Raw genomic sequence first — 25,619 nt, 5'->3', positions numbered from 1 at the left:
GTCTGATTATGTTGTTCATGCTCCCCAACCTGGCATCACACAGTGCAAAAGAGGATGAAGCTGCCGACATTCACTGCCGGCAGATCGCCGTTGAATTCCGATGATTCAGCTTAGGCTGTATAACCACTGGATAATCCACCTGTTCATCACGGATCAACGATACGATCAGCTCTGCCGCCTGAGCAGCAAGTTCATCCAGTGGCGGCCCGATCGTCGTCAGGGCAACTTCAGCATATTGCATATCCGGCAGATCATCGTAACCGATTAATGATATATCCCGGGGTACGCTGTAACCCGCTTCAAGCAAGGCTCGTAGCGCCCCCCGGGTCACCAGATTGTTCAGTCCGATAAAAGCCGTCGGTGACCCCAGACCAAATGAATATTGGCGAATGGCAAAATACCCGTCCTCCCAAGAGGAATGTGCTGGCAGCACATGGTCTTCGTTGAACATCAGACCTGTGCGCTGCATCGCTTCCCTGTATCCTTCCAGTTTGATATTCTGCGAGTTACCGATAAAACCGATGCGGGTATGACCCAGCGATTTCAGATGCTCGACGGCTCTGAATATACCTTCTTTACGATCAATCTTGATGTATGGAGAATTCGGGGCCTCATCCGTACCCAGCACGAAACATGGCATGTTGAGGGTCGCGAACTTTTTCCAGAATACATCCCGATTGTCCAAGGCATAATCCCACAGAATACATCCATCCACACGAAGCTGGCTGAAGACATCCAACCCGTCATCGGCGACGACCAGAATCATCTGGTATCCCCGCTTCTTGAGCTCGGCGTGCAGATTGCCCGATATATTAGAGAACAATGGATTACTCAGCTCATCCAGCACAAATCCGATAATATTACTTCTACCCGTGGAGAGTTGCCGTGCCATGATGTTTCTACGATATTGGTGTTTCTCTGCAACCGCGAGCACCTTCTGTTTCGTCGCAGGTTTGATCCGCGGATCATCGTTCAGCGCCTTGGAGACCGTGCTATAGCTCACCCCCGCCAGTTTGGCAATGTCTTTAATGGTTATCAAAATCAATCAACACCTCTCATACCTTGGGAAACTTATTGCTGAGCAGCTTTGTACCGATCATACTGCGCCTGTCTGCCCGCAATAACCTGCTCAATATTCATCTTTTTCAATGTTTCAATATAACTGTCGAACTGATCCAGACTGGCATCGCCGCTAATAAATTTGAAGTTCATCTCTTCCACATATGTCGTGATATCCGGCATCGCCATACTCTCCACACTGGCTTCATCGGGCAGCGCGTAGACAAACGGGAACGGTTCACGAATATACGGTTCCAGTTCCTTATCGAGCTTGGCATGCCATTCTGCTACAACGGAATCGGCAGAGTCGGTGGATTGAATATTAGGCAGATTGACCGGTCCGATACCGAGCTTCTGAATGTATTCATTGTCTTTGCCTTTGTCCGTGAATGTCTTCACGCCATTCTCTTCGGTATACGTGTCGTCCTTGATGCCCCATGTATAATACGTCTGTGCCTCGTCACTTACCGCATAATCCAGGAAGCGGAAGGCAAGCTCCGGATTCTTGCTGTCACGTGTAATGCCGAAGATACCACTTACCGGTGTGCGTCCTACATAGAACTGGTCTCCATTCGGTCCTTTCAATGGCAGAATGCCTTTGAAGATCGGCTCTTTCGGATTGTAATCCTTGAACAGCGGGCTGTAGACCATCGACATGTACCAGCTAAAATTAAACGTCGCTCCGGTCACATCCTGGGAGATGCGGGAGGTTACCTGATCACTAGTGGTGCTGGCATAATCCACGCCAAGCAGCCCTTCCTTATACAATCCATTTAGATAGGTCACATATTCCTTGTAGGCAGGCTCATAATAACTGAAATGTACCTTGCCCTGATCGTCCGCATAGAACTGATTGGACAGATCCAGACCAAAGGCAGGACCAAATGCCATCGATACAAACTTCGACTCCATGGACAGCGGAACTTCATCAGCCTGCCCATTGCCGTTCGGATCATCAGTCTTGAATTTGCGCAGCATCGCCGTGAACTCATCCAGCGTGGCAGGCTCGCTCATGCCCAGCTTCTTCAGCCAGCGCTGATTGATCATAAATACAGGCATATAGTTTCTGGTGAGCGTCTGTTGCGGGATATAATACATTTTACCATCTGGCGCCGTTAAACTCGCTTTGACCGAAGGTGACTTTTCATATATTTTTTTGAGATTGACTCCATACTTCTCCACCAGCTCATTAATCGGGATAAACAGGCCACTGTTAATGTATTTCATCAGCTGATCCTGATCCGGCAGGTAGACGATATCCGGCAACCCTGTACCGGCAGCCAGCCTTGGATTCACGGCATCTGCATAGTTCTGCGGGGGAATCAGATCCCAATCGACTGTCACACCTGCGTTGCTCTCAATTTTCTTCACGATGGCGGCTGTAGACAGATCCACATTGGTCGTCCATGCATTGGTTCCGAGCACAGACAACTTCGCATCCGGCTGATCCGTTACCGGTCCCGCTCCGGTGTAATTGAATGCCGGTTCCGTACTGGATGGACTATTCCCCGCATCCGTTCCTGTCCCTGTTCCTCCGCTACAACCCGCAAGGCTGATTGCCAGTATCGCTGCCATTACGCTTTTTCTTCCTTCCCCTTTGAATCTCATCCATCATTCCTCCTTGGTATGAACCACACTAATGAACCTTGATGCTCGGGTAAATCAGGCTATCCTTTCACGGCTCCGAGGGTAATTCCCTTGACGAAGTACCGCTGGATAAAAGGGTATATCGTAACAATAGGCAGAATGCTGACCACAATGGATACATATCGAACCTGAAGTGTAGAGACCGCCAGCGCACCGGAAGTCATCGTGCCACCCATTTTCTGCATCACTTCGGGAGAAGCCATGATCAACACCCTTCGCAGGAACATCTGTAAGGGCTGCATATCCTGTTTGCCCAGATATAACAGGGCCGAGAAGAAATTGTTCCAGTGGAATACCGCATAATACAGAGTAAGTACAGCAAGTGTCGGCTTAATGATCGGAACAGCCAAGCGGTATAGCATCGTCATTTCGTTGGCACCGTCAATACTGGCACTCTCGAAAATCTCATTCGGAATACCCTCGAAAGCCGATCGGCAGATCATGACATTAAACGTAATGACCAACACAGGCAGCACCATCACCCAGCGGGTGTTGTACAGACCGAGTGATGTAATCAGCATGTAGACCGGTATGAGTCCTCCTGAGAAATACATGGTGAAGGCGATGAAGAAATTCAGCTTGCGGCGCAGAAAAAATGATTGTCTGGATAATGGGAAAGCGGCGAGGCACGTTGCCACAATGTTCAACAGCGTGCCAACCACGGTGTACCAGAGGGTGTTGTAGAACGAAACCCATAGCTCCTTATATTGCAGTACCATCTGGTACCCTGACAGGGTAAAACCCACGGGCCATAACACTACTTTTTGCTTGGCGATGGCATCCACCGAACTGAACGAAATGCTGATTACGTACAAGAAGGGATACAGCGTGACAATGACCGCCACGATGGTCAGCAGGTAGACAAAACCGTAGAACAACCGGTCACTTCTCGATTTTTGCATACAGGGTCTCCTTTGGCTGGGTTATGGTCTTACCAGAGTGACATCTTGGTTAGGCGGCGGGTCATCGTATTGGCTGCAAAGACAAGCACAAACGTGATAATGGAGTTGAACAAGCCTACGGCTGTTGCAAAACCATAGTTCTGTCCTTCAATCCCCATCCGGTAGACGTAAGTAGACAATACGTCGGCAGTCTCGTAGGTGGCTCCGTTATAGAGCAGATATACCTTCTCGAAGCCTACGCTCATGATGCCGCCAAGTGATAGCAGCAATAGAATGACGATGGTTGGTTTGATGCTGGGAAGGGTCAGGTGCCACAGCTCCTGAAACTTGTTGACGCCGTCAATTTTGCCGGAATCATACATCTCGGGGTCAATGCCCATAATGGCTGCAATATAGATGATGGAACTGAAGCCGAAGCTCTGCCAGATATCGGAGCTGGTGAAGAGGGTACGGAACCAGCCGGCCTCCATCATGAAGTTCACTTTATCCATGCCCATCTTGGCGATTAGCGTGTTCACGATGCCATCGGTGGGGGACAGAAAGTTGATAATCATACCGGCCACGACCACAGTGGAGATAAAGTGGGGAAGATACGTAACCGTCTGGGCAAAACGCTTGAATGTCCGGTTCTTGATCTCTACGATACAAACTGCAAATAGGATGGGGATGGAGAAACCGAACAGAAGTGGCAGGAAGGCGAGCAAGAACGTGTTACGCAGCAACCTCCAGAAGTAAATAGAGTTCACGAACTGCTCAAACCAGCGCAAGCCCACCCATTCCCCACTGAACATGCCCTGACCCGGCATAAAATTGCGAAATGCGAGCAATACACCAGGCATGGGAACGTACATAAAGATGAGGTAATACAGAAAGATCGGCGAAAACATCAGTAGCAGATACTTATCCCTTCTGATCAGGCTGAACAACGTGGACATGCGTTTTTTCACCTTATAACACTTCCCTTCATTTCATAATTACAACGTTTGAATTTTAAGACGGGTATGACCCACACAATTCGTATATGGATTAGGGATACCCAAAGAATACATCTACTACCCTCTCTTAAATTGGTATAAAACCAATAAAAAAACAGAATATTTAACATGTATTGATACAACAATAGTGTTTATCTGGTTTACCAAACCATAATTACAACGTTGTAATTTTACCTTAAATGTAATCGCTTACATTAACTTTTTATCATCTTAGCAAAGTCTCCAGCGTTTGGCAACAACAAATATCAGTGGCAGGCTCTCCCTCTCTGAACGCAGTCTCGCACACTAGAGATCAGGATACGCCGCCCTACAATATGATCCTTAAACGAAGCACCTCTTTACGAGGTTCTTTTTGCATTTGTTTTATTTTATTTTATTTCTTGAACTCTGCGATAGAAGGTCGCCTTTGGCTCTAGCAACTTCTGTACTTCAGACTGAACATCTAAAAGCTCCCCATACCCCCTTGCCTTGAACTTACTCACGACTGTCAATGAATGATTCATTCCCCAAACAAAATGATATCTGCATCAACTTCACGTAAAACCATAACCCATTGTTCTTAGGCATGGCGGGACTTGGGTCGGTTGTGCTAGGTTCCTTAATTGATATCACCAGCATTACATTTGTGATCAAGTTATGCTTCTATTTGCCGCTGCTGGGCGTGTGTGCTGTATTCCTGCGCCGAGATCGGCCAAGCTACATCAGTACACATTGAAACACCACTGATTTTGTGACTACAATAGGTTTAGAATAATAGACACAGAGGATAACAGAAGGAAGGAAGTACGCATGATTATTGATGTACAGCATGTCACTTGGAAAAGGGGCACTCACACCCTGCTGAACGATGTCAACTGGCAGGTCAATGAGGGGGAACACTGGGCATTGCTTGGCCTGAATGGTTCCGGCAAAACAACACTCCTGAACATGATCACCGGGTACCTGTGGCCGACCGAAGGCAAGATATCCGTGTTAGGCCATGAATATGGTGATGTGGATCTGAGACAGCTTCGCAAATCCATCGGCTGGGTCAGTTCATCTCTGCAAGAAAAATTGCACGGTACAGACCGCACACAGTATGTAGTCATCAGCGGCAAACACGCCACTATTGGCTTGTATGACAAGCTATCGGATGATGATTTGGAGCAAGCACAACAATTGATGCGAACACTAGGCTGTCAGCATCTGTGGGATCGCGAATACCGTACCTGTTCTCAGGGTGAGAAGCAGAAGCTACTCATTGCGAGAGCGCTTATGGCGAATCCGCGAGTGCTTATTCTGGACGAACCTTGCAATGGGCTGGATCTGTTCTCAAGAGAACGCCTGCTGGATAGTATCCAAGAATTATCGCAGCGCCCGGATACCCCATCCCTCATCTACGTCACGCACCACACCGAAGAAATACTGCCAGTATTCAGTCATAGCCTCTTGCTTCGCCGGGGCGAGGTCTTAGGTAAGGGATTAACGGGTGATCTGATGAATGCGGACAAGCTGAGTCATTTCTTCGAAGCACCTGTTGAAGTGGATCGACATGGGGAACGAGTCTATGTCAGAGCGGCGTCCCATTCATAATCGAAAGTTATTCACAATCGATGTAGCAGAATTTTAGAAAGATAACAGCGAAAAGCCCAATATCTTATCCACATGTGGATAGATTTCGGGCTTTTTACCCCTAGATTTAGTGTTATCCACCGTTCTCTGTGTAAAACTTCCTATGGATTGAGTATAACTTCGCTCTATCCATCTATGTTCTCTTCAATATCTATTTCCGTGCAGCCAGGAAAAGAAACAGTGGAATCCGCTGTCTGCGCAGATAGGTTTCCTCATTCACAAAATGGGCACGTTGTGGTGTAGATTCACGCAAATGCTCTACTTTGAACCCTGCTCTCTGTAATGCTACATAGTAGGATTCGATGGAACGATGCATCTTCTTCACCGAACCTCCAAGCCATTGCTGTTCACGGAATCCTTCCACAAAGTATTGATCAACAATCCAGTTCGTTCGAGTCCCGGAAGGTTGCAGAGTAGACGTGATCACAGGATGTTCGACCGAGAATACAAATGTTCCGTTTTCTTTCAAGGTGCTGTATACGCTCTTAAACAGACTCTCCACATCCTCAATATAATGAACAGCCAGTCTTGAGATAACCAAATCGTAGGTTTCAGTCGGGTAGCTCCAGTCTTCCATGAACGCTTGCTCAATCCGGGCATTCATTCCTTTGACCGACTCATTGGCTGCCTGAACCATATTCACAGAACCCTCAATCCCCGTATATGTTGTTGTTCCTTGCTCATCCACACTCAGCAAGTCTGCCGCGAACCTCGCGTCTCCACAGCCCAGATCCAGTATGCTCTTGCCCGCAGCGTCTCCGATCAACTCCAGCATCACCGGTTTCTCCAATGTATCATTGGCATTCTCCTGCCACTGGCGACGCTCCATATACTTCTCATAATTCGCCCCATTGTCGTAAAAATCCGATCCCCTGTCCTTCGCTCTGCCGCCCCCCCCGTTTCCTGGAATCAGTCATATCTCACCTTTTTAGCTTGTCAAAAAGTATACCGGATGCAGGTGCATCTCGCCACAGGAAAAAGACTGTGGCTGAAATCATCCAGCACACAGCCTTTTACATCAGCCTTATACACTTATCGCCTATGATAAAAGTCGCTCAGCCAAAACGCTCGGTTTTGTACCATTTGCTCTCACGTTTCCGAATCTTGTCCATGAACAAGGAGTAGAACGCCTTCATGGAGATTAGAATGAACAGCTGTGCATACGTGAAATAGGAGACACAGGCATAGATGAAATTACGGGTATTGCTCTGTCCAATATCGGCGGCAAGTGCCAGATTAATTTGCAGCACATAGATAAAGTACATGAGCGCCCAACCAATCACGAGGAACACATACGCATCGCCTGCAAACTGGAACGGTGAACTCAATTCCGGCTTGAATATGGCGATACCCTGGTAGACCAGATTAACAAGAAATATAATATCCGACACAATAATCGCAAGCATAAACCAGAAATAACTTACGGCGTAATAGATGACGAGCAGTTTATTACGCCAACTGGAGCGGTTAAACAGGGTGTGAATGTTATCCAGTACCACCTGATAGTTCCCTTTGGCCCAACGTTCACGTTGCTTCATATACACACTGAGCTTCTCCGGTTCCTGTTGATATGCTTCCGCTTGCGGCGCAAGTGCCACCAACTGTCCGCGATTCATAATCTCGAAAGACAGTGCAGTATCTTCCGTAATGGCCGTCACATCCCAGCCGCCGATCTCCCGGATCAATCCGGTTTTGATGATGTAATTGGTTCCCGGAATGGAACCCAGCTGGAACAACTCCCACAGGCCTGTGTGATACACGCGCTGAGAAGTAATGATCTCCAGATTGATACATTTGGAGAGGAAATTCTGTCCTCTGTTGCGTGCTTTATTTCTTCCGAATACGACACCATATTGTTCAGGATTTTCAAGCGATTTTTGCGCCAAAAACATCAAAGAATTCCGCTCAGGTGCGGCATCTGCATCAAAGATACATACCCACTCACCTGTCGCTATCTCCAGTCCGTCATTAAGCGCCCCCGACTTGCCGCCGGTTCCTTTTCGCTCCATTACTGTGACGTTACGGTGCACATAACTGGTTCGGCTGAGGAATGATTTCAGTTTCTCAGCCGTATCATCTGAGCAATTATCCGCAATAACGATAACCTGCACCTTATCCTCTGGATAATTCAGACGCAAGATATGCTCAACAGTCGCAACAATAACCTTGCCCTCATTATGCGCAGGCACCATGACTGTAATCGTCGGATAATGGTCCATACTTTCGGGGATTTGAATCCCTCTTTTATCCTGTTTATGAATAAAAAGAATGGCACCAGCCATAATCACAATCGACTCGAATACGGCAATCCAGATACTGAATATCGAGAGTATTATAATAAAATCAGCCACCCAGTTTCCTCCGATCATACTTCCGAATGACTCTAGAGCGAAAGCGAAGGGTAGCGATCGTTAACCCAATCGTAAATACCGCGAAGATACAACTGACAGCGATACAGATCGGGATAAACCAGAACATGTAGTCCACTGAGAATCTCTCCTTCCCGCTATACAAATTGCACGCCAGATTATGGGCACGGACACACCGATGACGGAACTACCTGTTATATATACTCACCGATGAGGTCTGTCTCTGTGTTCCGTTCCAGAGCGGCAATAACGGCGTCGATATGCTCATATTTGCTGAATTGCTCCTTCTGAAATACCAGCGCACCGGACCTAATCACCGTCTGTAACTCATTGCCTCTTTTATCGATGATTTCAAGATCCATCACAGCTTTTTTGATCCGCTCGGTAACTAGCGGCAGATATTCCACATTCGACATGGGGAACAAGATGACAAACCGCCCACGGTCTACAAAAAATTTATAATCCTCGTACCGAATTTGCTTCTGAATCGTACTGGAGATTTCAAGCAAAAACTGTGAATATCGGACAGAACCAAGCGATTCCATCACCAGTGGTAGAAATTCAATCTTAAACATGGCCATGCTGAATCCATACTTTTCTGAATATCGACGAGCGAGGTTACTCTGCTTGATTAAGGTATCCGCCAGAGCTCCCTTATTGCCCAGCGTTGTATCCAGATCCACCTCCGGGTTTCGATCCTGCATATCCTGCAGGCGCTCCACCACACGTGCACTTCGCACAAAACTGGCCTTGATAAAGGCAGCAACGGCGACATTCGCCGGAATGAGTAACCACCAGGAGAATGTGAGCACATTCACATCAGCGTAAGTAACCAGCCAGACAAAATAAGAGACCAGATATACAAATATGACAACGACAGATACGCCGACAGGCAAAAATAGACCCAAAATTAGCGCTCCAAGCGATGCCGTACTGAAGATTACATCCGATGTGATGTAACTCTGACTCATATATACTTTAAGATAAATGAAAAGCTGCTGGATGATGGCAAGTCCAATTAGAATGGCATATCCCCATGCCATACGATAGGTAGGTGCTTTATTCCTCATAGGCCTTCTCTCCATTGGGTAATGAACTCGTTATTCAACAATCACATGATCACTTTTTCATACTTTTCTGTAAATTAGTCTCTCCCAGTAACGGGAAAAGATTATCAAACAAATGGGTGTTTCCATCAAATACATATCCACCTGGATAACGCGAGTCCTGACCACGCAATGTAATCATATGGTTATACAGCTGTTTGGCCCATTTCGGATCACCCGAACGAACAGCGAGCAGGATGGTCAGGCCATAGACAGATGACGACTCATAGGCTACTGCAGGTATGCGTGCTTCCCGCTTATACTGCCCAGGCAACTGGTGCCGGGTACTGAATTCTTTTTTCAGAAAAGCAATAAGCTTGTCCGGTTTACGATTGGTAGCCGCCAGATGGTTCGCCACGATCAACTGATCGATCAGATTCACTCTATCGTCAAACGCGTACTCTTTGCTGACAACGTTGAAGGTCTTTGGATAGAATAATCCATCATCAGGCATCTTATGCAACAAAGATTCGTATTTCGCATAGGCTCCCGGCTCCAGCATGCTGTGTTTTTCCATCGCTTGCAGTGAGGGAAGGTCAACATACACCAGGCTTAACCTATCTGACGAATGCCCACCTGTATAATCGTGAAAATCAACAAAGTACCCCTGCTTCTGAGCCGAATGGGCCAATCCTCTGGAAATGGCCGATGCGGTAGCCAGCTTCGCTTCTCTTCCTTGCTCCCATTGATCTGCTGCCTGCAATAAGGCTCCAACAATTCGCAAATCATCGCCAAGCGCATTCGTCGTTACATGGGATTTACCCTGTGTATCCAGCTTCCAGGCTATATAAGGGTCTGGGGCCATAAGGAAATACGTCGTCAGTTGCTTATAGCTCTGTTCAAACAAAGGTTGATCGTCACTCGCCACTGCATATTGCATCCACAAGCCAAGCGACTCGGACAACGTCTCTCTACCCGCAACAGTATCCGCCTCCTTCGATGCAGCATCCTGCAAATACGTTGCCAGTGTCCCATTCGGGTTGGTCATATGATCTTCAATAAAAGAAACTGTCGGGGACACGCCATTCATCAGGAACCGCTCCCTTATTAACAAAGTGAACGCTACGGTGGCAGTAAGCAGCAACAATATCAGCCATGTTCGTTTTTTTCGGAATATAATTCTCACGCCATTCCTCCTGCTTGTGTACGGCAATGAAACAACAACACCTCTGGTCGAGGATTTCGACCTATCTAGAGTGTGCACTTATTCTTCACGATCCATGTAGGGTCGACGTCCACCTTTTTTGACATATTTCCAATCCACTTCAATGTTATGACGCATCCGCCTAAGAAGATCAACCGCTATCTGTATCTCTTCTTCTGTCAGCCCGTCCAGGGTCACCTGATCTGAATGCACACCCTCTTTTCGAATAAACTCCCAAGCTTCAAGCCCTGCTTCTGTAGGATGTAACACCTTATTCTTCTTATTACCCATTGCTGACTGTTTGATAATGAATCCGTCAGATTCAAGCTTGCTAATGGCTCTTGCCGCAGTCGTACGGTCTACTTTGATTAGCTCAGCCAGCTGGTTCGGAATGATTCCCGGATTCTCACAGATCCGATACAGGTACAGGTATTGTCCGCGAGACAGGTTCAGATGCTGGAACTCGACATTGCTGATCGAATCCAGACAGCGAGCAATCATGCCAATTTCACGCAATACTTCTTTTGGTTCAGTCAAAGGGGTTCACGCTCCTAATAAATTGTTGCATTCACAACATAATTGATGGTATAACTACATTTGAATTAGATTAAATTTGAACTATAGACTTCGAGCGCTCTGCTTGGAAAAGCAACGTTTCGCGCTCCTGTTATGTACCAGTTTATCATGTCAGGATATCATTACGTTTACTCAAAAGGAGAAACATTCATGAATACAACCATTGTTGAGGTTAATAATCAGGAATTACTCGATGCTTGCTTCGCAATACGCATGGCCATTTTCGTTGAAGAACAAGGCGTATCCGCAGCGGATGAATTCGATGCTTATGATACACTAGACACGGAGGCTCGCCACATCCTGCTCTACGTGGACGGTGTACCTGCCGCTTCCTCCAGATTGCGCATTGTGGAACAGGTAGCCAAGCTCGAACGAATCTGTGTCATGCTCGATTACCGCAAACACGGTCTGGGCCGCGTGTTAATTGATAAACTGGAGCAGATGGCTCTTGCCGAGGGGCTTGAGAAGGCCAAGCTGCACGCACAGGTGCAGGCTTCCGGGTTCTATGAGCGTCTTGGATATACACCGGCTTCAGACGTATTTATGGAAGATGGCATCCCCCATCTGCTGATGACCAAAACATTGAAATAATGTAATTTCCAAAAAACGCCTCTGTACATCACTTACCCGTGATGTACAGAGGCGTTTGGTATTCAGGCTGCTTGTTATCCCAGAGCCAGACGGTCTGGTTGAGACTCCATTTCATTGTTCTTCATCTGTTTGCTGCGCAATTGACCGCAGGCTGCATCAATATCCGTACCATGCTCCATACGTACAGTGGAATTGATGTTATTCTTCTTGAGCGTATCATAGAAGCCCAGAATGGACTCTTCCGTACTCCGCTGATACTGGCTGTGTTCATCCACGGGATTGTATGGAATCAGATTAACACTGACCATACTCTTGCGGCTGGATAACAGCTCAGCAAGTTCGGCGGCATGCTCTCGCTGATCATTAACGTCACGCAAGAGGATATACTCAAACATGATGCGTTTGTTCGTCGTAGCCAGATAATAATCCACCGCATCCATCAATTGCTCGATCGGGAAAGCCCGGTTAATCTTCATGATGTGTGTACGCAGTTCATTATTCGGCGCATGCAGTGAAATCGCCAGATTAACCTGCAGACTGCTGTCTGCAAATTCCTTGATTTTGTCTGGCAGGCCACTCGTGGACACGGTAATCCGTTTGGCGGCAAGCGCCAGTCCCTTACGATCTTTGACAACTTCGATGAAATTGCTCATGTGCTCAAAATTGTCGAAAGGCTCGCCAATGCCCATCACGACTACGTTCGTGACCCGCTCACCTTGAGCAGCCACATCGAGATGCCGCTGCACATGCATAATCTGTTCCACAATCTCTCCAGCGGACAGGTCGCGGCTCTTCTTGATCAATCCGCTCGCACAGAAGCTGCAGCCGATATTACAGCCCACTTGTGTGGTCACACATACGGTAAGTCCGTATTTTTGCCGCATTAAGACCGTCTCAATCAGGTTGCCGTCCTGCATCCGAAGCAGGAACTTCACGGTACCGTCTGCTGACTCCTGCTTCACATGTTCACTCAGCGAGTTCATGGTGAAATGCTCGGAGAGCACATCCAGACATTCCTGACGAACATCGGACATCTCGGGAAAATCGTGTGCGCGCTCCTGATATAACCATTCCCAGATCCGGGATGCACGGGATTTCTTCTGCCCATGCTCCGGCAGCCAGGAACGTAATTGCTCTAATGTTAATCCATATATGGATGATTTGTTCATTATATAATCCTCTTTTCGCAAAAAAAGCTATGGCTTGTCGGTCCTACCCTACCCCAAAAAACCTCTACTCCGTATTGTCCCAAAATTGAAGCGGGAACACAAGGGCTTTTGCATTTCTTCCAAGAGGTTTTATCTATGGCAAATCTGCACAACGGACCACATTTATTCTATTCAAGTCTTCACATTTAGAAGTGAATGATACCGGATGTGTGCAGCAGAACCAGCAGTACGAGGACCGGTGCTACATAACGAAGCATGAATAACCATACCCGGAACCAGCCCGAACGCAGACCGGAGGCTTCAGCAGCCGTTTTCCAGAAGTAACCTGCGAAGATTGTAACCAGCAAGCCGCCTACCGGAAGCATGATGTTGGAAGCCGCAAAATCCATCCAGTCAAAAAGATTTGTACCGTTGATATTAAACTCAGGGACCAGCCCCATCGACAGTGCTGAAGGAAGCCCAACGATGAAGACAGCGATTGAAATCGTCCATACTGCACGACTACGGCTCCAGGACAATCTTTCCATGAAGTATTTAACCGGAACTTCCAGCAAGGATACAGCCGATGTTAACGCCGCAATAGCCAGAAGCACAAAGAACAATCCACCAAACAGGAACCCAAGCGGCATAGCTGAGAAGGCGGCCGGGAGAGCCACAAAGATCAGCGATGGTCCCTGGTCAGGCGCAATACCAAACGAAAACGTCGTTGGAAAAATGATCAGACCGGCAATAAAAGCGTAGATCAGGTCACCTGCACCAACTGCTACAGTCGCCGCGCCGAGTGATTGATTCTTATCCACATACGAACCATACGTGACAAGAATACCCATCCCTAGTGACAGGGAGAAGAAGGCATGTCCAAGCGCAACCAGCGCCGACTCTGCTGTTAATTGGGAGAAGTCAGGATTCAGGAAAAAGGAGACTCCTGCTCCCGCTCCAGGTAAAGTTACTGCACGAATCATCAGGATCACCAGTAATACCAGCATGGCCGGGATCAATACTTTATTGAACTTCTCAATCCCGTTGGAGACCCCTTTGGCTACAATCCAGCCTGTAATCAGAACCGCAGCCAATTGCCAGACAATGGGCATATATCCGCCAATAAAGGTATCAAACTGACCGGCAAAATCCGCGTTATTGTACAGACTGCCGCTGAAGGATGTGATCGAATATTGCAACGTCCAGCCTGCAATGATGACGTAAAAGGAAAGGATAATAAACGGCGTAAGTACTTGCAGCAAACCGGCTGCAAGCCAGCCTTTATGTCCGCCTGCTTTGACAAAAGCAGTAGCTGCACTACCTCTGCCGCTGCGACCAATCGCAAGTTCCGCCAGAAGTACAGGCAGACCGATCAGCACCAGACAGACAATGAAGAGTAGGAAAAACGCAGCTCCTCCATTTTCACCCGTAATATAAGGAAACTTCCACATGTTGCCCAAACCGACCGAGCTGCCGATGGCAGCAAGAATGAAACCGGCTTGGGAGAAACGTTCCCCTTTGCCAGAATTGTCTTGATTCAGATCAGACTTACTAAAATTCATCGTATCTACTCCATCACTTTAAAGTTTTCCCGTAATTATATACTACTCACCGTATCAGGTCATTCGAAAATCGAAATTTGTCGAAATGTTATTTATTCACAATTAAACAATGACGAAAATCTTCCACTCATCACTGCCTTAAAAACAGTATGTGATAAAATTCTGCCGTCCAACCGTATGAAGTTTCACCAAGAGCATATTCACCCAACTATTCGAGCCTGAAAGAACAAAAAAAGAGGTGTTCCCTCAGCCACGTTCATGACCGGGGTTCACCTCTTACTTGTATTAGACTTTAATTTGAAGCAACTCATACTTGATAACGCCTATCGGAGCATTCACATGAATGACGCTGCCCACTTCTTTGCCCATCAGTTCCTTACCCAGCGGGCTCTCGTACGAAATTTTATTATCCGCGACATCAGCCTCAGCAGGACCAACCAGTTTATATTCAATCTTCTCGGCAAACTCAATATCATTAAGCATTACCGTTGAACCAATGCTCACTTTGTTGGAATCTATATTGTCCGAGTTGATTACTCTTGCATTTCTCAGCATTTTCTCCAGAATCAAAATCCGGGTCTCCATAAAGGCCTGATCATCTTTGGCTGAATGATACTCACTATTTTCCTTCAGGTCACCGTAACTGATAGCAAGTTTCAGACGAGCAGCTAGTTCCTTACGCTTCACCGTCTTCAAATCCTTCAGTTCGTCCTCCAGCTTTTCCAAGCCTTCCTGTGTCAAAATTACTTCATCATTAGCCATGTATCCATCTCCTAATCCTGCTATCTATCTATATTCTAACCTATAACCACTCTAAACGGTTAACATACCCCAGAAAAAGAAATTAGATTCCCATATCATATATGACTTTTGTACCGGTACAATACACATGAACCTGCGTATTCAATTCAACTGTATACCTCTACAATATTCTCAAGGCCTTATGAAACGTAACCGTCTAGGCCCATACTAAACTAGAGGTGATCTGGATGAATGTTACCTTAACCCGATCTGAAATACAGGCTTACCTGAAACGGATCGGCATCAATGAAATAGAAGCACCTTCTCTGAATTACCTGGCTGAACTTCAGCGTGCACATGTGAAGATTCTATCCTGGCAAACCATAGATATCTATACTGGTCGCCCTGTGGGGATTCGTCTTCAGGATTCTGTTCAGCTCATATTACAGGGGCGAAGCGGATACTGTTTCCATCTTAACGGGGCGTTCAGCATTCTGCTTCGTTCGCTCGGTTATACGGTGCATTGGCATCGCGGCGGCGTTCAGCCCCATGGAGAATTGCCACGTGTGAACTCGTTCCACCTCGGCCTGTCTGTCCTTTTGCCGGATGCTGACCCGACGGTGGAACGCTGGATTGTGGATGTTGGACTGGGCGGAATGCCCTTCGAACCTCTGCCACTTCGTTATGGAACGTATGGCTCAGAACCGTTCACGTATCAACTCATGCCTTCATCTGTTGTTGCTGGCGGCTGGCGACTCGAATATGAACTGGGCGGACCAAGTGAAGGTGTGGACTATGATCCGGAATCGGTTACCAGCCTGGAAGAGTTCATGCCCAAACATGAATTCTATAGTCGGGCAGTTGAATCACCTTGGCATAACGCATTTTTACTTCGTCAACGGGATGAGTTAAGTAGTAACGAACTGCGCGGATGTATGCTCCGGACGCATGATCGTGAAGGAATCCGCAAAACGGAGATTATGAATTACACCGAGTGGCGAGAAGTGTTAACGGAAGTATTCCATGAACCTCTCGTGAGTTACAGTGAACTGGAATGCCAGGAAATGTGGGAGCGAATCCAAATTGCCCATAAGGAATGGAAGCAAGCGCAAGAAACATAACGAAGTGTGGTATTGAGAATTTCAAGTTGAGACGGCTTGGAGAGCCAATCACATAAAGGAAAGTCTCTGTTCTGTGCCGAATATATCTTCAGGTGATTAATGATGATAACCATTTGTGTGCTCCAAGTTCCAGAAGTATTGCCCGAGGCATACTGGAACCATTTTCTGTCGCAAGTCTCTGCCGAACGGCGGGAGCAAGCTTCGCGTTTTATGCATCAGGCTGATGCATATCGCTCCGTTCTGGGAGAAGTATTGACCCGTGTGACTGTGAGCAAGTTCACTGGACTAGCCCCTGCTGAACTTTCTTTTACCCGCAATTCTTATGGCAAACCTTCGCTCATTCACCATTCCAATGTACCATTCAATGTCTCACATTCCGGGGATTGGATTGCTTTGATCTCTGGTGGTGTAGCTGAACTGGGCGTGGATGTTGAAAAAATAGCACCGATCGAGATGCAGATTGCAGAGCGTTTCTTCTCTCCTATGGAGAGCCAGTTCTTGGCAACAGAGCCCGCCGAGAGACAGCGAGAAACCTTCTACCGTCTATGGACGCTGAAAGAAAGCTATATCAAGGCCGTCGGCATGGGTCTGTCCATGCCCCTGAATTCCTTCGCCATCCTTCCCGATGAGCGAGGAGATTGGCGCTGCGAGCAGGCCGAGGAGCATCGCTTCCATAGTCAGCGCCTGGATGATCAGCATATGCTGGCAGCCTGTTCAGCCGGCGGAGATCTGCCGAGTCAGCCCGAGATCGTAACTTTGGAGGATTTATACTCCCAGTTAAAACATCGAGGAAGCTTAGGCTATTAAGTAAAAAAATCTAACGACGTGAGTACATCACGCGTTAGCTTTTATTTTTTAATTTTTTAGCTTATAAGTTCACACTCAGGTTACGTCTCTATCGGATGAGACTAATTGCGGCTCCGCAATTTGCTGAGCAGACGAATGATCTCAATGTACAGCCATACCAGCGTAACCATTAATCCGAATGCACCGTACCACTCCATATACTTGGGAGCACCACGTTCAGCACCACCCTCGATAAAGTCGAAATCAAGCACTAGATTAAGGGCAGCAACAATGACGATAACGACCGAAATACCGATACCAATCAAGCTGTTATCATGGAGATAAGGTATCGTAATTCCGAAGAATCCAAGTACAAAACTTAGCAGATACATGATCATGATACCGCCGGTTGCAGCCACGACACCCAGCTTGAAGTTCTCTGTAGCTTTAATCAATCGAGTTTTGTAAGCCACTAACAGAGCGATGAATACAGCCATGGTCAACAGGGCGGCCTGCAAGGTAATTCCGTTATACAGAGACTCATATGTGGCGGAAAGTGCGCCCAGGAACAGACCTTCTGCTACCGCATAGATTGGCACAAGGTAAGGTGCTGCTACCGGTTTGAACGAAATCACAAGTGCCAGAATGAAACCAACGATCAATCCACCATAAGCGAGCGGCATCACTTCTTGTCCGTTAAAGAACATCATCCAGGATGCAAATGCACTTCCCAGCAGGATAACCAGCGTAATAAACGCCTTGTTCACCGTGCCGTTAATGGTCATGGAATTCTGGTACCGATCTTCTCCATATCCATTGTTCTCAAACGTGCTGTCTTTAAGTGTAGGGTTACCGCTACGACCGATCAACACAATCACCTCTTCATATGTATTGGTATATCCTGTAATGCCATGCTTGCCGTTCTACATTTCTAATTCTACAAGCTGGTCCCCTGCAAAGATCGGGATGATGCCATAGGCGGAATCGGATGCAATCCTTCGATCACATCCTTGCCTATTGGCACAATGTTTAGGACATATGTCCTAAACATTGCATGTTACTTACATCTTATGCACATCTGCTGCAATTCTTGTCCCTCACTGAAACTGTGCTACTGTCTTTATTTGTACAATACTTTGTCTAAATTGTATTTCGCACGCATCGTGTTGATGATATAGGTCTCGTAAATTTCACGATCCACCGGATCTTCAACCAGGCATACTTCAATGGTCGTTACTTCTTCGCGGTGATTCTTCATTGGTGATACGGTGTCTTCAAAATGCTTTTTGATGCGGGGTCTTAATTTTCGAGCTTTACCGACAAATAACAACTCTCCAGCGGCATTGTAGAACATGAAAATCCCGCCTAGTTCGCGGGTAATCAGGTGAAAATCGGTGAATCCGTAAATGTGGCTAAGCTGTGGATCAGCCTGCTTCGTGATGGTTACATCTGGTGTTGGCACGGTAATATTAATCAATGGGCTCACTTCCTCATTATCTATAGGCTTACATCCTATCACATATTATAAAGGGACACCATTTCAATCTATAAGAAGCACAATTCACGCAATTTTCGCTTTTACGACAAATATTTCAAAAAAAAGGTTAACTTCCCTGATTCAAAGTGGTACTATAGGGGTATGAGGAAGAAAATGGGCACTGAGACATATGTCTTTATATCTACCTCCGTCTATTGTACCCTATAATTAATTATCTTTTTCATGCTGAATTCGGTTACGTGCACACGAGAAGAGTACAGTTAGCAAGAACCTTAGCTTATAGATTGTGGAAAGACCATCTATTCGATCCCTTGCAGCAAGCAAACGTAGAAAGACCTAGATTTGAATGTCTCATCCTAGAATTAAATTGGATTCATTTAGAAAGCCTGCAATTATAGCCGTACTGAAGTTATATAGACACACGTAGAAGGTAAGATAGCTATCGATCCTAGAGAGACTAGTCTTGCAATGCAACTGTAGAATGTCATAGCAGCAGAACTATAGAAAATGGATCACGTTCCACCACAAGCCCGGCACAAAGCCCGGGCTTTTTTACGTTTGCGCAGACGTCGAACCACTCCCGCAGGGAAACAGAGGTATCGTGGTTCTTTCTGCCGGGTTTATAATATGGCAAGATACCAGTAGAGGGAGTGATGGGATGTATTCCGATCTGCAACTGACGGAGGACCGCCCTGTATATATACAAGTCAAAGATTACATGAAGCGATTAATGCTCAAAGGCGGCCTGCAAGCCAAACAAAAACTCCCTTCGACCCGTGAACTCAGCACACTTATGAAAGTTAGTCGCAGCACGGTTCTTCTTGCTTATGCCGAACTTGAAGATGAAGGCCTGATCTATGCCGTTAAAGGCAAAGGCAATTACGTCAGTGCCTCCATCGAAGCACCTGCGGCCACAGCGAGCTGGCAATTGGACTGGACGACTGCCGTAAGTGAATATGCCATTCAGGCAGAGCAGTACGATCTGATGAAACATGGCTCAGGAGCAGAGCGTGGGGAGATATCCTTTACCAGTATTGCGCCGGATGAGAAGCTGTTCGATCTGCACAATGTGAAGCGTGCCTTTCTGGATCGCATGTCGCTCGAAGGTGAAGTATTGCTGAATTACGGATATGCGCAAGGGTACCGGCCACTGATGAATTATTTATTAAGATATATGGAGAACAAAGGTGTCGACCTTCGTGGCAAGGATATTCTGATTACCAATGGATTCACGGAAGCTTTCGATCTGGTCCTTGGGGCCATACGCAAAAAAAGTGGCAAAGCGCTCTGCGAGAATCCAACGCATCATACAGCGATCAAAAACCTGAAGCTGCACCAGTTCGACCTGACCGGTGTGAACATGGAGCCGGATGGCCTGAACCTGAAGCAGTTGGAACATGAACTTGCAACCAGTCCGTATGATCTAGCCTATCTCGTGCCCTCCTATCACAACCCAACCGGGATTGTGACCTCACCTGCCAAGCGGGCGGAGATCATCCGGTTGATGAACCAGTATAAGGTACCGATCATTGAGGACGGATTCAACGAAGAATTACGTTATTCCGGCTCCCATGTCTCTCCTCTGATTGCCAGCATGGGCCAAGGGAATGGACTGGTGTATCTGGGCAGCTTCTCCAAGGTGCTTTTCCCAGGATTGCGAGTGGGCTGGGTTATTGCGGATGCGGCCCTGATTGATTATCTGGAGAGCATGAAACGGGCGCGAAGCATTCATACCTCAACACTGGATCAATCGCTATTGTATCAATATCTGAGCAACGGCAATTTTGAGAAATACCTCAAGCGGGCCCGAACGGAATATAAACGAAAATATGAATTGGTTGTGCGCTGTCTGAAGCAGCATCTGCCGATGTGCCGGATCTCCGGTGAGGGTGGCCTGCATCTGTTCGTGCAGTTCCCGCCCGAATACCGCACACGTGAGTTACTGGCGGCCTGTAAGGCAAAGGGCGTGACCTTCACGCCTGGGGATACCTTTTATCTGGAACCCGGTCAGGGATTAAATACGATGCGTCTGGGCTTCTCCAGAGTCAGCGATGAGAATATACGCAAAGGCATTCGCATCATTGGCGAGACCGTAGCCGGGATGCACTGAAATGGGCTAAGGAAACGAACAACAGTTGATTCGCAAACGAACAGGAAGATCACGAAGCAACATGACAATTTGGAACAACGATATGCAATGTTATCTACAACGGGGAGGATTTCACATGAAAGTTGGCGTGATTATGGGCGGTACATCTTCGGAGCGGGATATTTCCCTGCTCACCGGACAGGAGATGATTGCGAATTTGGACGGAAGCAAGTACGAGGTTGTGCCCATTGAGCTGAATAGCAAGCGGGATCTGATCGACAAGTCTGCCGGGATCGATGTAGCGCTACTTGCCTTGCACGGCAAATACGGAGAGGATGGTACCGTACAGGGCACACTGGAGTCTTTGGGCATTCCCTATACAGGATGTGGCGTACTCGCAAGCAGCGTATGCATGGATAAAGACATGTCCAAACAACTTATCCGTCATGCGGGTGTGCTTACCGGGGATTGGCTGCAAGTGAGCCACATGGAGGAACTGTCCTCCATTGCGGTTCAACAATTAACGTACCCTGTGGTGGTCAAACCGAACTCAGGCGGTTCCAGCATCGGCACCCGAATCGTACATGAGCCTTCTTCCCTGCCTCCTGCGGTAAAGGCGGCACTTGCCTGGGATGATACCGTCCTGATTGAACAATATATCGACGGTGAAGAGATTACCTGTGCCATTCTGGATGGGAAGATGCTCCCGGTGATCTCCATTCGTTCGAACGCCGCATTCTTCGACTACTCTTCCAAGTACGATGATAACGGCGCTGAGGAACAGGTTGTGCAACTCCCTGCCGACCTTTATCAGCGTGTGGAAGCTGCTGCACTGGCCTGCTATAAGGTACTGAAATGCAGCGTTTACGCTCGCGTGGACATCCTCATTCGGGAAGGCATGCCTTATGTGCTTGAGGTGAACACGCTGCCGGGACTTACCCGTAACAGCTTGCTGCCCAAGAGTGCAGCCGCTGCGGGCATTTCTTTTGCCGAGTTGCTCGACACTCTTATTGAACTTTCCCTGAAGGAAAGATCCGGGGAGGCGACACGATCATGAACCTGGATATCACCATCCGACATAGCACAGATCAGGATCTGCAGGATATGGTCATTCTGATGGATCAGCTCGGTTATCCCACCACGTATGCGGAGATGCAGGAGCGTTATGCTCACATCTCTACAGACGCCAACTTTACCACACTGGTCGCTGAAGTACGTGGACGCGTAGTCGGACTGATTGGGTTACAGACCTCATATCTGTACGAAAAGAACGGAAGGCACTGCCGTATTATGTCACTGGTTGTCCACGACCAGTTCCGAGGCTCAGGCATCGGTCGTCAGCTTATTCTCGCAGCAGAACAGTGGGCTGCCACGCATGACGTAGATTCCCTGTCCCTGAACAGTGGCAATCGCCCGGAGCGTGAAGTCGCGCATGAGTTCTATCGCCAGATGGGTTTTACCGCCGGAAGTACTGGATTCAGCAAAAAGCCTCAGATGCTTCAGCATACGTAATCGTTTAGAACATAGCAAAGGGGAGTACCCTTATTAGAGATACTCCCCGATCCATACATTTGATTATTTAAGTAACGAGAATTAAGGGCGGTCGATGAAAATCCAGCCTGTTTCTTGTTCTTTATCTACAGTAGCACCCAGGGATTCAGCCATAAAGCGCAGCGGCACATACGTCTTGCCGTTCTTGCCTACATAAGCCGATTCCACCATGGACACTTCTTTACCCGCAACGGTTGCCTTCTTGGAACCTACAGTCAGAACGATCTCATCACCTGTGATGTCGTCGATCACGATGATTTGATTGGACCCTTTAGTCCATTTCACTTCAGCATCCAATTCTTCGGACAAATAGCGAAGAGGAACAAATGTTGTATTCTTAACGGTGATCGCTCCATCGTATTCATCATCCGGATAGAGCATTACATTTTTACTCGTGATACCAGCGTCATCTTTCAACAATTGATATGCAAGTGAATGGGAATCAAAATTGCGCAACATCTGACCCGGTGTAATATCATCCTTCATCAGATCCATAACGCCGCCCGATACATCCACTTCATCAACCGTAACAGCTCCACCTATATTCCACTGCTCACTGCTACCACCTACCGTTACCGATTTCAACGGCAGATCCGCGGAAGCAGGCAACGCCACTTTCAACTCCATGTTCTGCTTGCGAATATCCAGTTTGCTGTCGAGATAAAAGTCCATTTTCAGCTTGGTCTCTGTGCCAAACACGGTTTTCAACTCAGGTGTGTCATTCAACAGGGTGTTCAGTTCCTTGTCGTAGTCGACCAGCATACTGTCCAACCCCTCTTTAATCATGGCATACAATGAAGCAACGGCTTCATCTTTCGATTCAGGAACGATTGAATTCAGCGTGTCATCTCCCGCACCTTCTACTTCATTAACGGCTTCCAGCACAGGGTAGAACACATCATACAGATCTCCAATCAGATCTTTGAGTCCTTGCTCATCCTTCGCAATACTTGTCAGGAAGGGTTTAACCATGGCAAGCATCTCTTCACCACTAATCTCCATGTGCAGCTTGGAAAGGCTAACCGATTCGCCGTTCACCGACTCCTGTACAGGAGTTACGGAGATATTCTTCGGATTGGACAGATGCTTCATCACGAAAGATAGCAGTTTCGGCGAAAGCTCCTCCATTTGCTTCTGCAGCGCCTTCGTATCCATCATTGGAAGAGCTTCTGCACCTTCAAGTGCATCCAGGGATATGTACAGAGGTTTCTGGGCTCCGTCCAGATCAATGACCATTTGGGACTCATTCATGGATAGAAGGAATGGTAATTTGGTTCCCTTCATACTTAATGTACCTTTGATCGATGCTGTGTTGGCATCTTTCATTTTGGCTTGATCAATATCTAGGGATATGGAATTAACAAGTTCAATCATGGCAAGGTCTTCTTCCGTAGCAAATTCCTTAGCCGGCTCTATGTTGATATGCATGGATTGTTTGGATTCACCGGATTTGATATTTGCACCATTGGCCATTGCCTTGCCAACGTCTATTCCACCCACAGCCTGACATCCTGTAAGAACAACCATCAATAATACAAGTGGCACTGCCATCCATTGGACTAACTTTCGATTCGTAATATGATCTCCTCCTTAGAAAAATATGTTTCATTCCCATTATGAAGGTACAGGGAATTCTTGTAAACGAATACGCAAAAAATAAACCAAAAGGCCGGAACATGTCCGACCTCTGGTCTATCTATATTTCAGCATATCGTAAGTTTCGATAAAAGATCCTGCTTCATTATGCAAAGTTGGGAGTTATTCTCGCTCCTGATCTTCTGCAAGTTCCTCATCAGGCGCTTCATCTTCCGCAGTTACGGGAGTCTCGAATGGATCCGGCTCGTCCTCTTGAATCGCTTTGTTCTCTTCGTTCTGATCCTTTGTCATATCTATTCCCTCTCTTCTACCCGTTTATCTTGTCATCCAGGCGGATGCCCTGTGTCTATCCATAACCCGATTAGGTGTAGTTCAAACTTAGGGTACTGCCCAATGCTCACTTAGAACACATAGAAGACGATACCGTTGCCGCTTGCAGCCGTTGTCTGAAAGAGAGCTTGTACATCATCCATGGTCTGAATGATCTCCTGCCAAGTCTCCTCTGCATCCCAACCCTCCATGACAGGATAGATGCCTTCAGCAATCATTTGATCCAGACTATACCACGCCTTCAATTCTTCAGTTGTAAGCTGTTCCAGCGCCATATATGCCTCCAGTACCTGCTCGTTGCTAAGGAGAAACAAGTCCATATCCGAATAGTTCCCCACGTACTGGTCACCAGCCAAAGGCACGACATAACCCAGAGGTGGTGTTCCTTGTACCAGGTTACCGTTTAGCGTGAACTGCAATATCTGCCACATTTTATCGATATCCAGATCGACCGGACAATCATGCACACTGACCTCACCTGACTTGATGGACTCAATCAACTCATCGGTTACCACAAGATATCTGCCGGACATTCCCATACCGTGATCCCTCCAGTGTAATTCCTTCTATTTTCCTCATTAACCATGCATGTTGGTTCAGAATCGGGGTAAAAACATACTATTACCCTTTTCAAGGAGGACCACATGGATGAAGAAATTTGATTACAGCCTCAAATATGAAGAGCTTGATCTACGTAAGCATCCTGAGTTATATACCGTAGGTCGGGGAGAGCAGGGGGTTCTGATGGTAGAGCCGTACAAAAGCGAGATTCTGCCGCACTGGCGCTTCAAAACACCTGATATTGCGACGGAGTCATCGGAGAAGATCTATGAGTTGTTTTTGGCGTATAAGAAAAAAGAGGATTTCGTCGGAATGGATATGGCTCGCAAGTTTCTTCAGATGGGATACACGCGGGCGAGACGTTATACGAACCACAAAGGTGGAGGCAAATATTCGAAAGAGGATGGTTCCATCCTGCCCTATCAGAATGATCAGGTCAAAGCTGAAGCGGCAGCCATATTCAAAGCCCAATGGGAGATCGCCAAGACTGATCTGGACTATGTGAAGATGAAGAAAGAACATCGGGAAACGTATGAGTCTGAGAAGGCGTAGGAGCAGGGATGAGAATATTGGGTTATACGAGCATTTACTATTTAGAAAGCTAAACAAGCAGTGCAATTATGGGTCAACGAGGTA

The 25,619-nt window shown here is 47.1% G+C and carries 26 protein-coding genes; 8 read left to right on the top strand and 18 right to left on the bottom strand.

Going from position 1 to position 25,619, the window contains the following annotated elements; translation table 11 throughout:
* Window positions 1-70: 70 nt before the first annotated feature.
* Genes C0Q44_RS06750 through C0Q44_RS06735 form a run of 4 tightly spaced genes read right to left on the bottom strand, consistent with a single transcriptional unit; the run spans window position 71 to window position 4,555 of the window.
* Window positions 71-1,039: a LacI family DNA-binding transcriptional regulator gene (locus C0Q44_RS06750; protein ID WP_181150880.1), complete on the bottom strand. Its 969-nt coding sequence runs from the start codon at window positions 1,037-1,039 to the stop codon at window positions 71-73.
* A gap of 32 nt (window positions 1,040-1,071) precedes the next feature.
* A complete protein-coding gene (locus C0Q44_RS06745; protein ID WP_105406580.1) occupies window positions 1,072-2,667 on the bottom strand; it encodes an extracellular solute-binding protein in 1,596 nt (531 codons plus the stop codon).
* Window positions 2,668-2,726: 59 nt separating this feature from the next.
* Complete coding sequence (locus tag C0Q44_RS06740; RefSeq protein WP_105406579.1) at window positions 2,727-3,608, bottom strand: carbohydrate ABC transporter permease; 882 nt, start codon at window positions 3,606-3,608, stop codon at window positions 2,727-2,729.
* Window positions 3,609-3,637: 29 nt separating this feature from the next.
* The gene (locus C0Q44_RS06735; protein ID WP_258166194.1) at window positions 3,638-4,555 is read right to left on the bottom strand and encodes an ABC transporter permease; all 918 of its coding nucleotides are present in this window, start codon (window positions 4,553-4,555) and stop codon (window positions 3,638-3,640) included.
* 837 nt (window positions 4,556-5,392) lie between these two features.
* Between C0Q44_RS06735 and C0Q44_RS06730 the strand changes: the two genes are divergently transcribed.
* On the top strand, window positions 5,393-6,175 hold the full coding sequence (locus C0Q44_RS06730) for an ABC transporter ATP-binding protein (RefSeq protein ID WP_105406577.1): 783 nt from the start codon (window positions 5,393-5,395) through the stop codon (window positions 6,173-6,175).
* 190 nt (window positions 6,176-6,365) lie between these two features.
* Here the strand turns inward: C0Q44_RS06730 and C0Q44_RS06725 are convergent, their stop codons facing one another.
* The 6 genes from C0Q44_RS06725 to C0Q44_RS06705 form a co-directional block, all read right to left on the bottom strand.
* The gene (locus C0Q44_RS06725; RefSeq protein WP_105406576.1) at window positions 6,366-7,043 is read right to left on the bottom strand and encodes a class I SAM-dependent DNA methyltransferase; all 678 of its coding nucleotides are present in this window, start codon (window positions 7,041-7,043) and stop codon (window positions 6,366-6,368) included.
* Between the two features lie 226 nt (window positions 7,044-7,269).
* Entirely contained in the window at window positions 7,270-8,565 is a 1,296-nt protein-coding gene (locus tag C0Q44_RS06720) for a glycosyltransferase family 2 protein (RefSeq protein WP_105406575.1), read from the bottom strand.
* Window positions 8,558-8,701, bottom strand: a complete 144-nt coding sequence (locus tag C0Q44_RS30080; RefSeq protein ID WP_181150879.1) for a hypothetical protein — start codon at window positions 8,699-8,701, stop codon at window positions 8,558-8,560. The genes C0Q44_RS06720 and C0Q44_RS30080 overlap by 8 nt, the downstream gene beginning before the upstream one ends.
* A 76-nt stretch (window positions 8,702-8,777) precedes the next feature.
* The gene (locus C0Q44_RS06715) at window positions 8,778-9,653 is read right to left on the bottom strand and encodes a diguanylate cyclase domain-containing protein (RefSeq protein ID WP_105406574.1); all 876 of its coding nucleotides are present in this window, start codon (window positions 9,651-9,653) and stop codon (window positions 8,778-8,780) included.
* A 49-nt stretch (window positions 9,654-9,702) separates the two neighbouring features.
* Complete coding sequence (locus tag C0Q44_RS06710) at window positions 9,703-10,815, bottom strand: glycosyl hydrolase family 8 (protein ID WP_105406573.1); 1,113 nt, start codon at window positions 10,813-10,815, stop codon at window positions 9,703-9,705.
* 78 nt (window positions 10,816-10,893) lie between these two features.
* Window positions 10,894-11,334: a MarR family winged helix-turn-helix transcriptional regulator gene (locus C0Q44_RS06705; protein WP_105407626.1), complete on the bottom strand. Its 441-nt coding sequence runs from the start codon at window positions 11,332-11,334 to the stop codon at window positions 10,894-10,896.
* Window positions 11,335-11,559: 225 nt separating this feature from the next.
* Here C0Q44_RS06705 and C0Q44_RS06700 point away from each other — a divergent pair, with 225 nt between their 5' ends.
* Complete coding sequence (locus C0Q44_RS06700) at window positions 11,560-12,000, top strand: GNAT family N-acetyltransferase (protein WP_105406572.1); 441 nt, start codon at window positions 11,560-11,562, stop codon at window positions 11,998-12,000.
* Window positions 12,001-12,074: 74 nt separating this feature from the next.
* Here C0Q44_RS06700 and rlmN read toward each other — a convergent pair whose 3' ends face one another.
* The 3 genes from rlmN to greA form a co-directional block, all read right to left on the bottom strand.
* Window positions 12,075-13,169 (bottom strand): dual-specificity RNA methyltransferase RlmN, encoded by a 1,095-nt coding sequence (rlmN, locus tag C0Q44_RS06695; protein ID WP_105406571.1) that lies wholly within the window; start codon window positions 13,167-13,169, stop codon window positions 12,075-12,077.
* A gap of 185 nt (window positions 13,170-13,354) precedes the next feature.
* The gene (locus C0Q44_RS06690; RefSeq protein ID WP_105406570.1) at window positions 13,355-14,710 is read right to left on the bottom strand and encodes a sodium-dependent transporter; all 1,356 of its coding nucleotides are present in this window, start codon (window positions 14,708-14,710) and stop codon (window positions 13,355-13,357) included.
* Window positions 14,711-14,995: 285 nt separating this feature from the next.
* Window positions 14,996-15,472: a transcription elongation factor GreA gene (greA, locus tag C0Q44_RS06685; RefSeq protein ID WP_105406569.1), complete on the bottom strand. Its 477-nt coding sequence runs from the start codon at window positions 15,470-15,472 to the stop codon at window positions 14,996-14,998.
* A 227-nt stretch (window positions 15,473-15,699) separates the two neighbouring features.
* On the opposite strand from greA, the gene C0Q44_RS06680 reads away from it, so the two are divergent.
* Both C0Q44_RS06680 and C0Q44_RS06675 read left to right on the top strand, forming a co-directional pair.
* A complete protein-coding gene (locus tag C0Q44_RS06680; protein ID WP_105406568.1) occupies window positions 15,700-16,572 on the top strand; it encodes an arylamine N-acetyltransferase family protein in 873 nt (290 codons plus the stop codon).
* Between the two features lie 102 nt (window positions 16,573-16,674).
* Entirely contained in the window at window positions 16,675-17,379 is a 705-nt protein-coding gene (locus tag C0Q44_RS06675; RefSeq protein WP_181150878.1) for a 4'-phosphopantetheinyl transferase family protein, read from the top strand.
* Between the two features lie 101 nt (window positions 17,380-17,480).
* On the opposite strand, the gene C0Q44_RS06670 is transcribed toward C0Q44_RS06675, so the two are convergent.
* Together C0Q44_RS06670 and C0Q44_RS06665 are read right to left on the bottom strand one after the other, a co-directional pair.
* Window positions 17,481-18,227, bottom strand: a complete 747-nt coding sequence (locus C0Q44_RS06670; protein WP_105406566.1) for a Bax inhibitor-1/YccA family protein — start codon at window positions 18,225-18,227, stop codon at window positions 17,481-17,483.
* 251 nt (window positions 18,228-18,478) lie between these two features.
* The gene (locus C0Q44_RS06665) at window positions 18,479-18,835 is read right to left on the bottom strand and encodes a nucleotide excision repair endonuclease (RefSeq protein WP_105406565.1); all 357 of its coding nucleotides are present in this window, start codon (window positions 18,833-18,835) and stop codon (window positions 18,479-18,481) included.
* 679 nt (window positions 18,836-19,514) lie between these two features.
* On the opposite strand from C0Q44_RS06665, the gene pdxR reads away from it, so the two are divergent.
* The 3 genes from pdxR to C0Q44_RS06650 all read left to right on the top strand — a co-directional run bounded on the left by pdxR (window position 19,515) and on the right by C0Q44_RS06650 (window position 22,457).
* Window positions 19,515-20,966 carry a MocR-like pyridoxine biosynthesis transcription factor PdxR gene (gene pdxR / locus C0Q44_RS06660; protein WP_105406564.1) on the top strand — a complete coding sequence of 484 codons (1,452 nt, stop codon included), beginning with the start codon at window positions 19,515-19,517 and terminating at the stop codon, window positions 20,964-20,966.
* A gap of 115 nt (window positions 20,967-21,081) precedes the next feature.
* On the top strand, window positions 21,082-22,002 hold the full coding sequence (locus tag C0Q44_RS06655) for a D-alanine--D-alanine ligase (RefSeq protein ID WP_105406563.1): 921 nt from the start codon (window positions 21,082-21,084) through the stop codon (window positions 22,000-22,002).
* On the top strand, window positions 21,999-22,457 hold the full coding sequence (locus C0Q44_RS06650; protein ID WP_258166193.1) for a GNAT family N-acetyltransferase: 459 nt from the start codon (window positions 21,999-22,001) through the stop codon (window positions 22,455-22,457). Before C0Q44_RS06655 ends, C0Q44_RS06650 begins: the two co-directional genes overlap by 4 nt.
* Window positions 22,458-22,538: 81 nt before the next feature.
* On the opposite strand, the gene C0Q44_RS06645 is transcribed toward C0Q44_RS06650, so the two are convergent.
* From C0Q44_RS06645 to C0Q44_RS06640, 3 genes are all read right to left on the bottom strand, one after another.
* Window positions 22,539-24,047, bottom strand: coding sequence for a copper amine oxidase N-terminal domain-containing protein (locus C0Q44_RS06645; RefSeq protein WP_105406562.1), 1,509 nt, complete (start codon window positions 24,045-24,047; stop codon window positions 22,539-22,541).
* Window positions 24,048-24,254: 207 nt separating this feature from the next.
* Window positions 24,255-24,383 (bottom strand): hypothetical protein, encoded by a 129-nt coding sequence (locus C0Q44_RS30780; protein ID WP_258166192.1) that lies wholly within the window; start codon window positions 24,381-24,383, stop codon window positions 24,255-24,257.
* Between the two features lie 110 nt (window positions 24,384-24,493).
* Window positions 24,494-24,961, bottom strand: a complete 468-nt coding sequence (locus C0Q44_RS06640; protein WP_105406561.1) for a DUF1877 family protein — start codon at window positions 24,959-24,961, stop codon at window positions 24,494-24,496.
* 109 nt (window positions 24,962-25,070) lie between these two features.
* Here C0Q44_RS06640 and C0Q44_RS06635 point away from each other — a divergent pair, with 109 nt between their 5' ends.
* Window positions 25,071-25,535, top strand: coding sequence for a DUF4385 domain-containing protein (locus C0Q44_RS06635; protein ID WP_105406560.1), 465 nt, complete (start codon window positions 25,071-25,073; stop codon window positions 25,533-25,535).
* Window positions 25,536-25,619: the final 84 nt, after the last annotated feature.

This window comes from Paenibacillus sp. PCH8 (genome assembly GCF_002968835.1).
Taxonomy (GTDB): Bacteria; Bacillota; Bacilli; order Paenibacillales; family Paenibacillaceae; genus Paenibacillus.
This window is presented reverse-complemented; position numbering and strand designations above follow the sequence as displayed.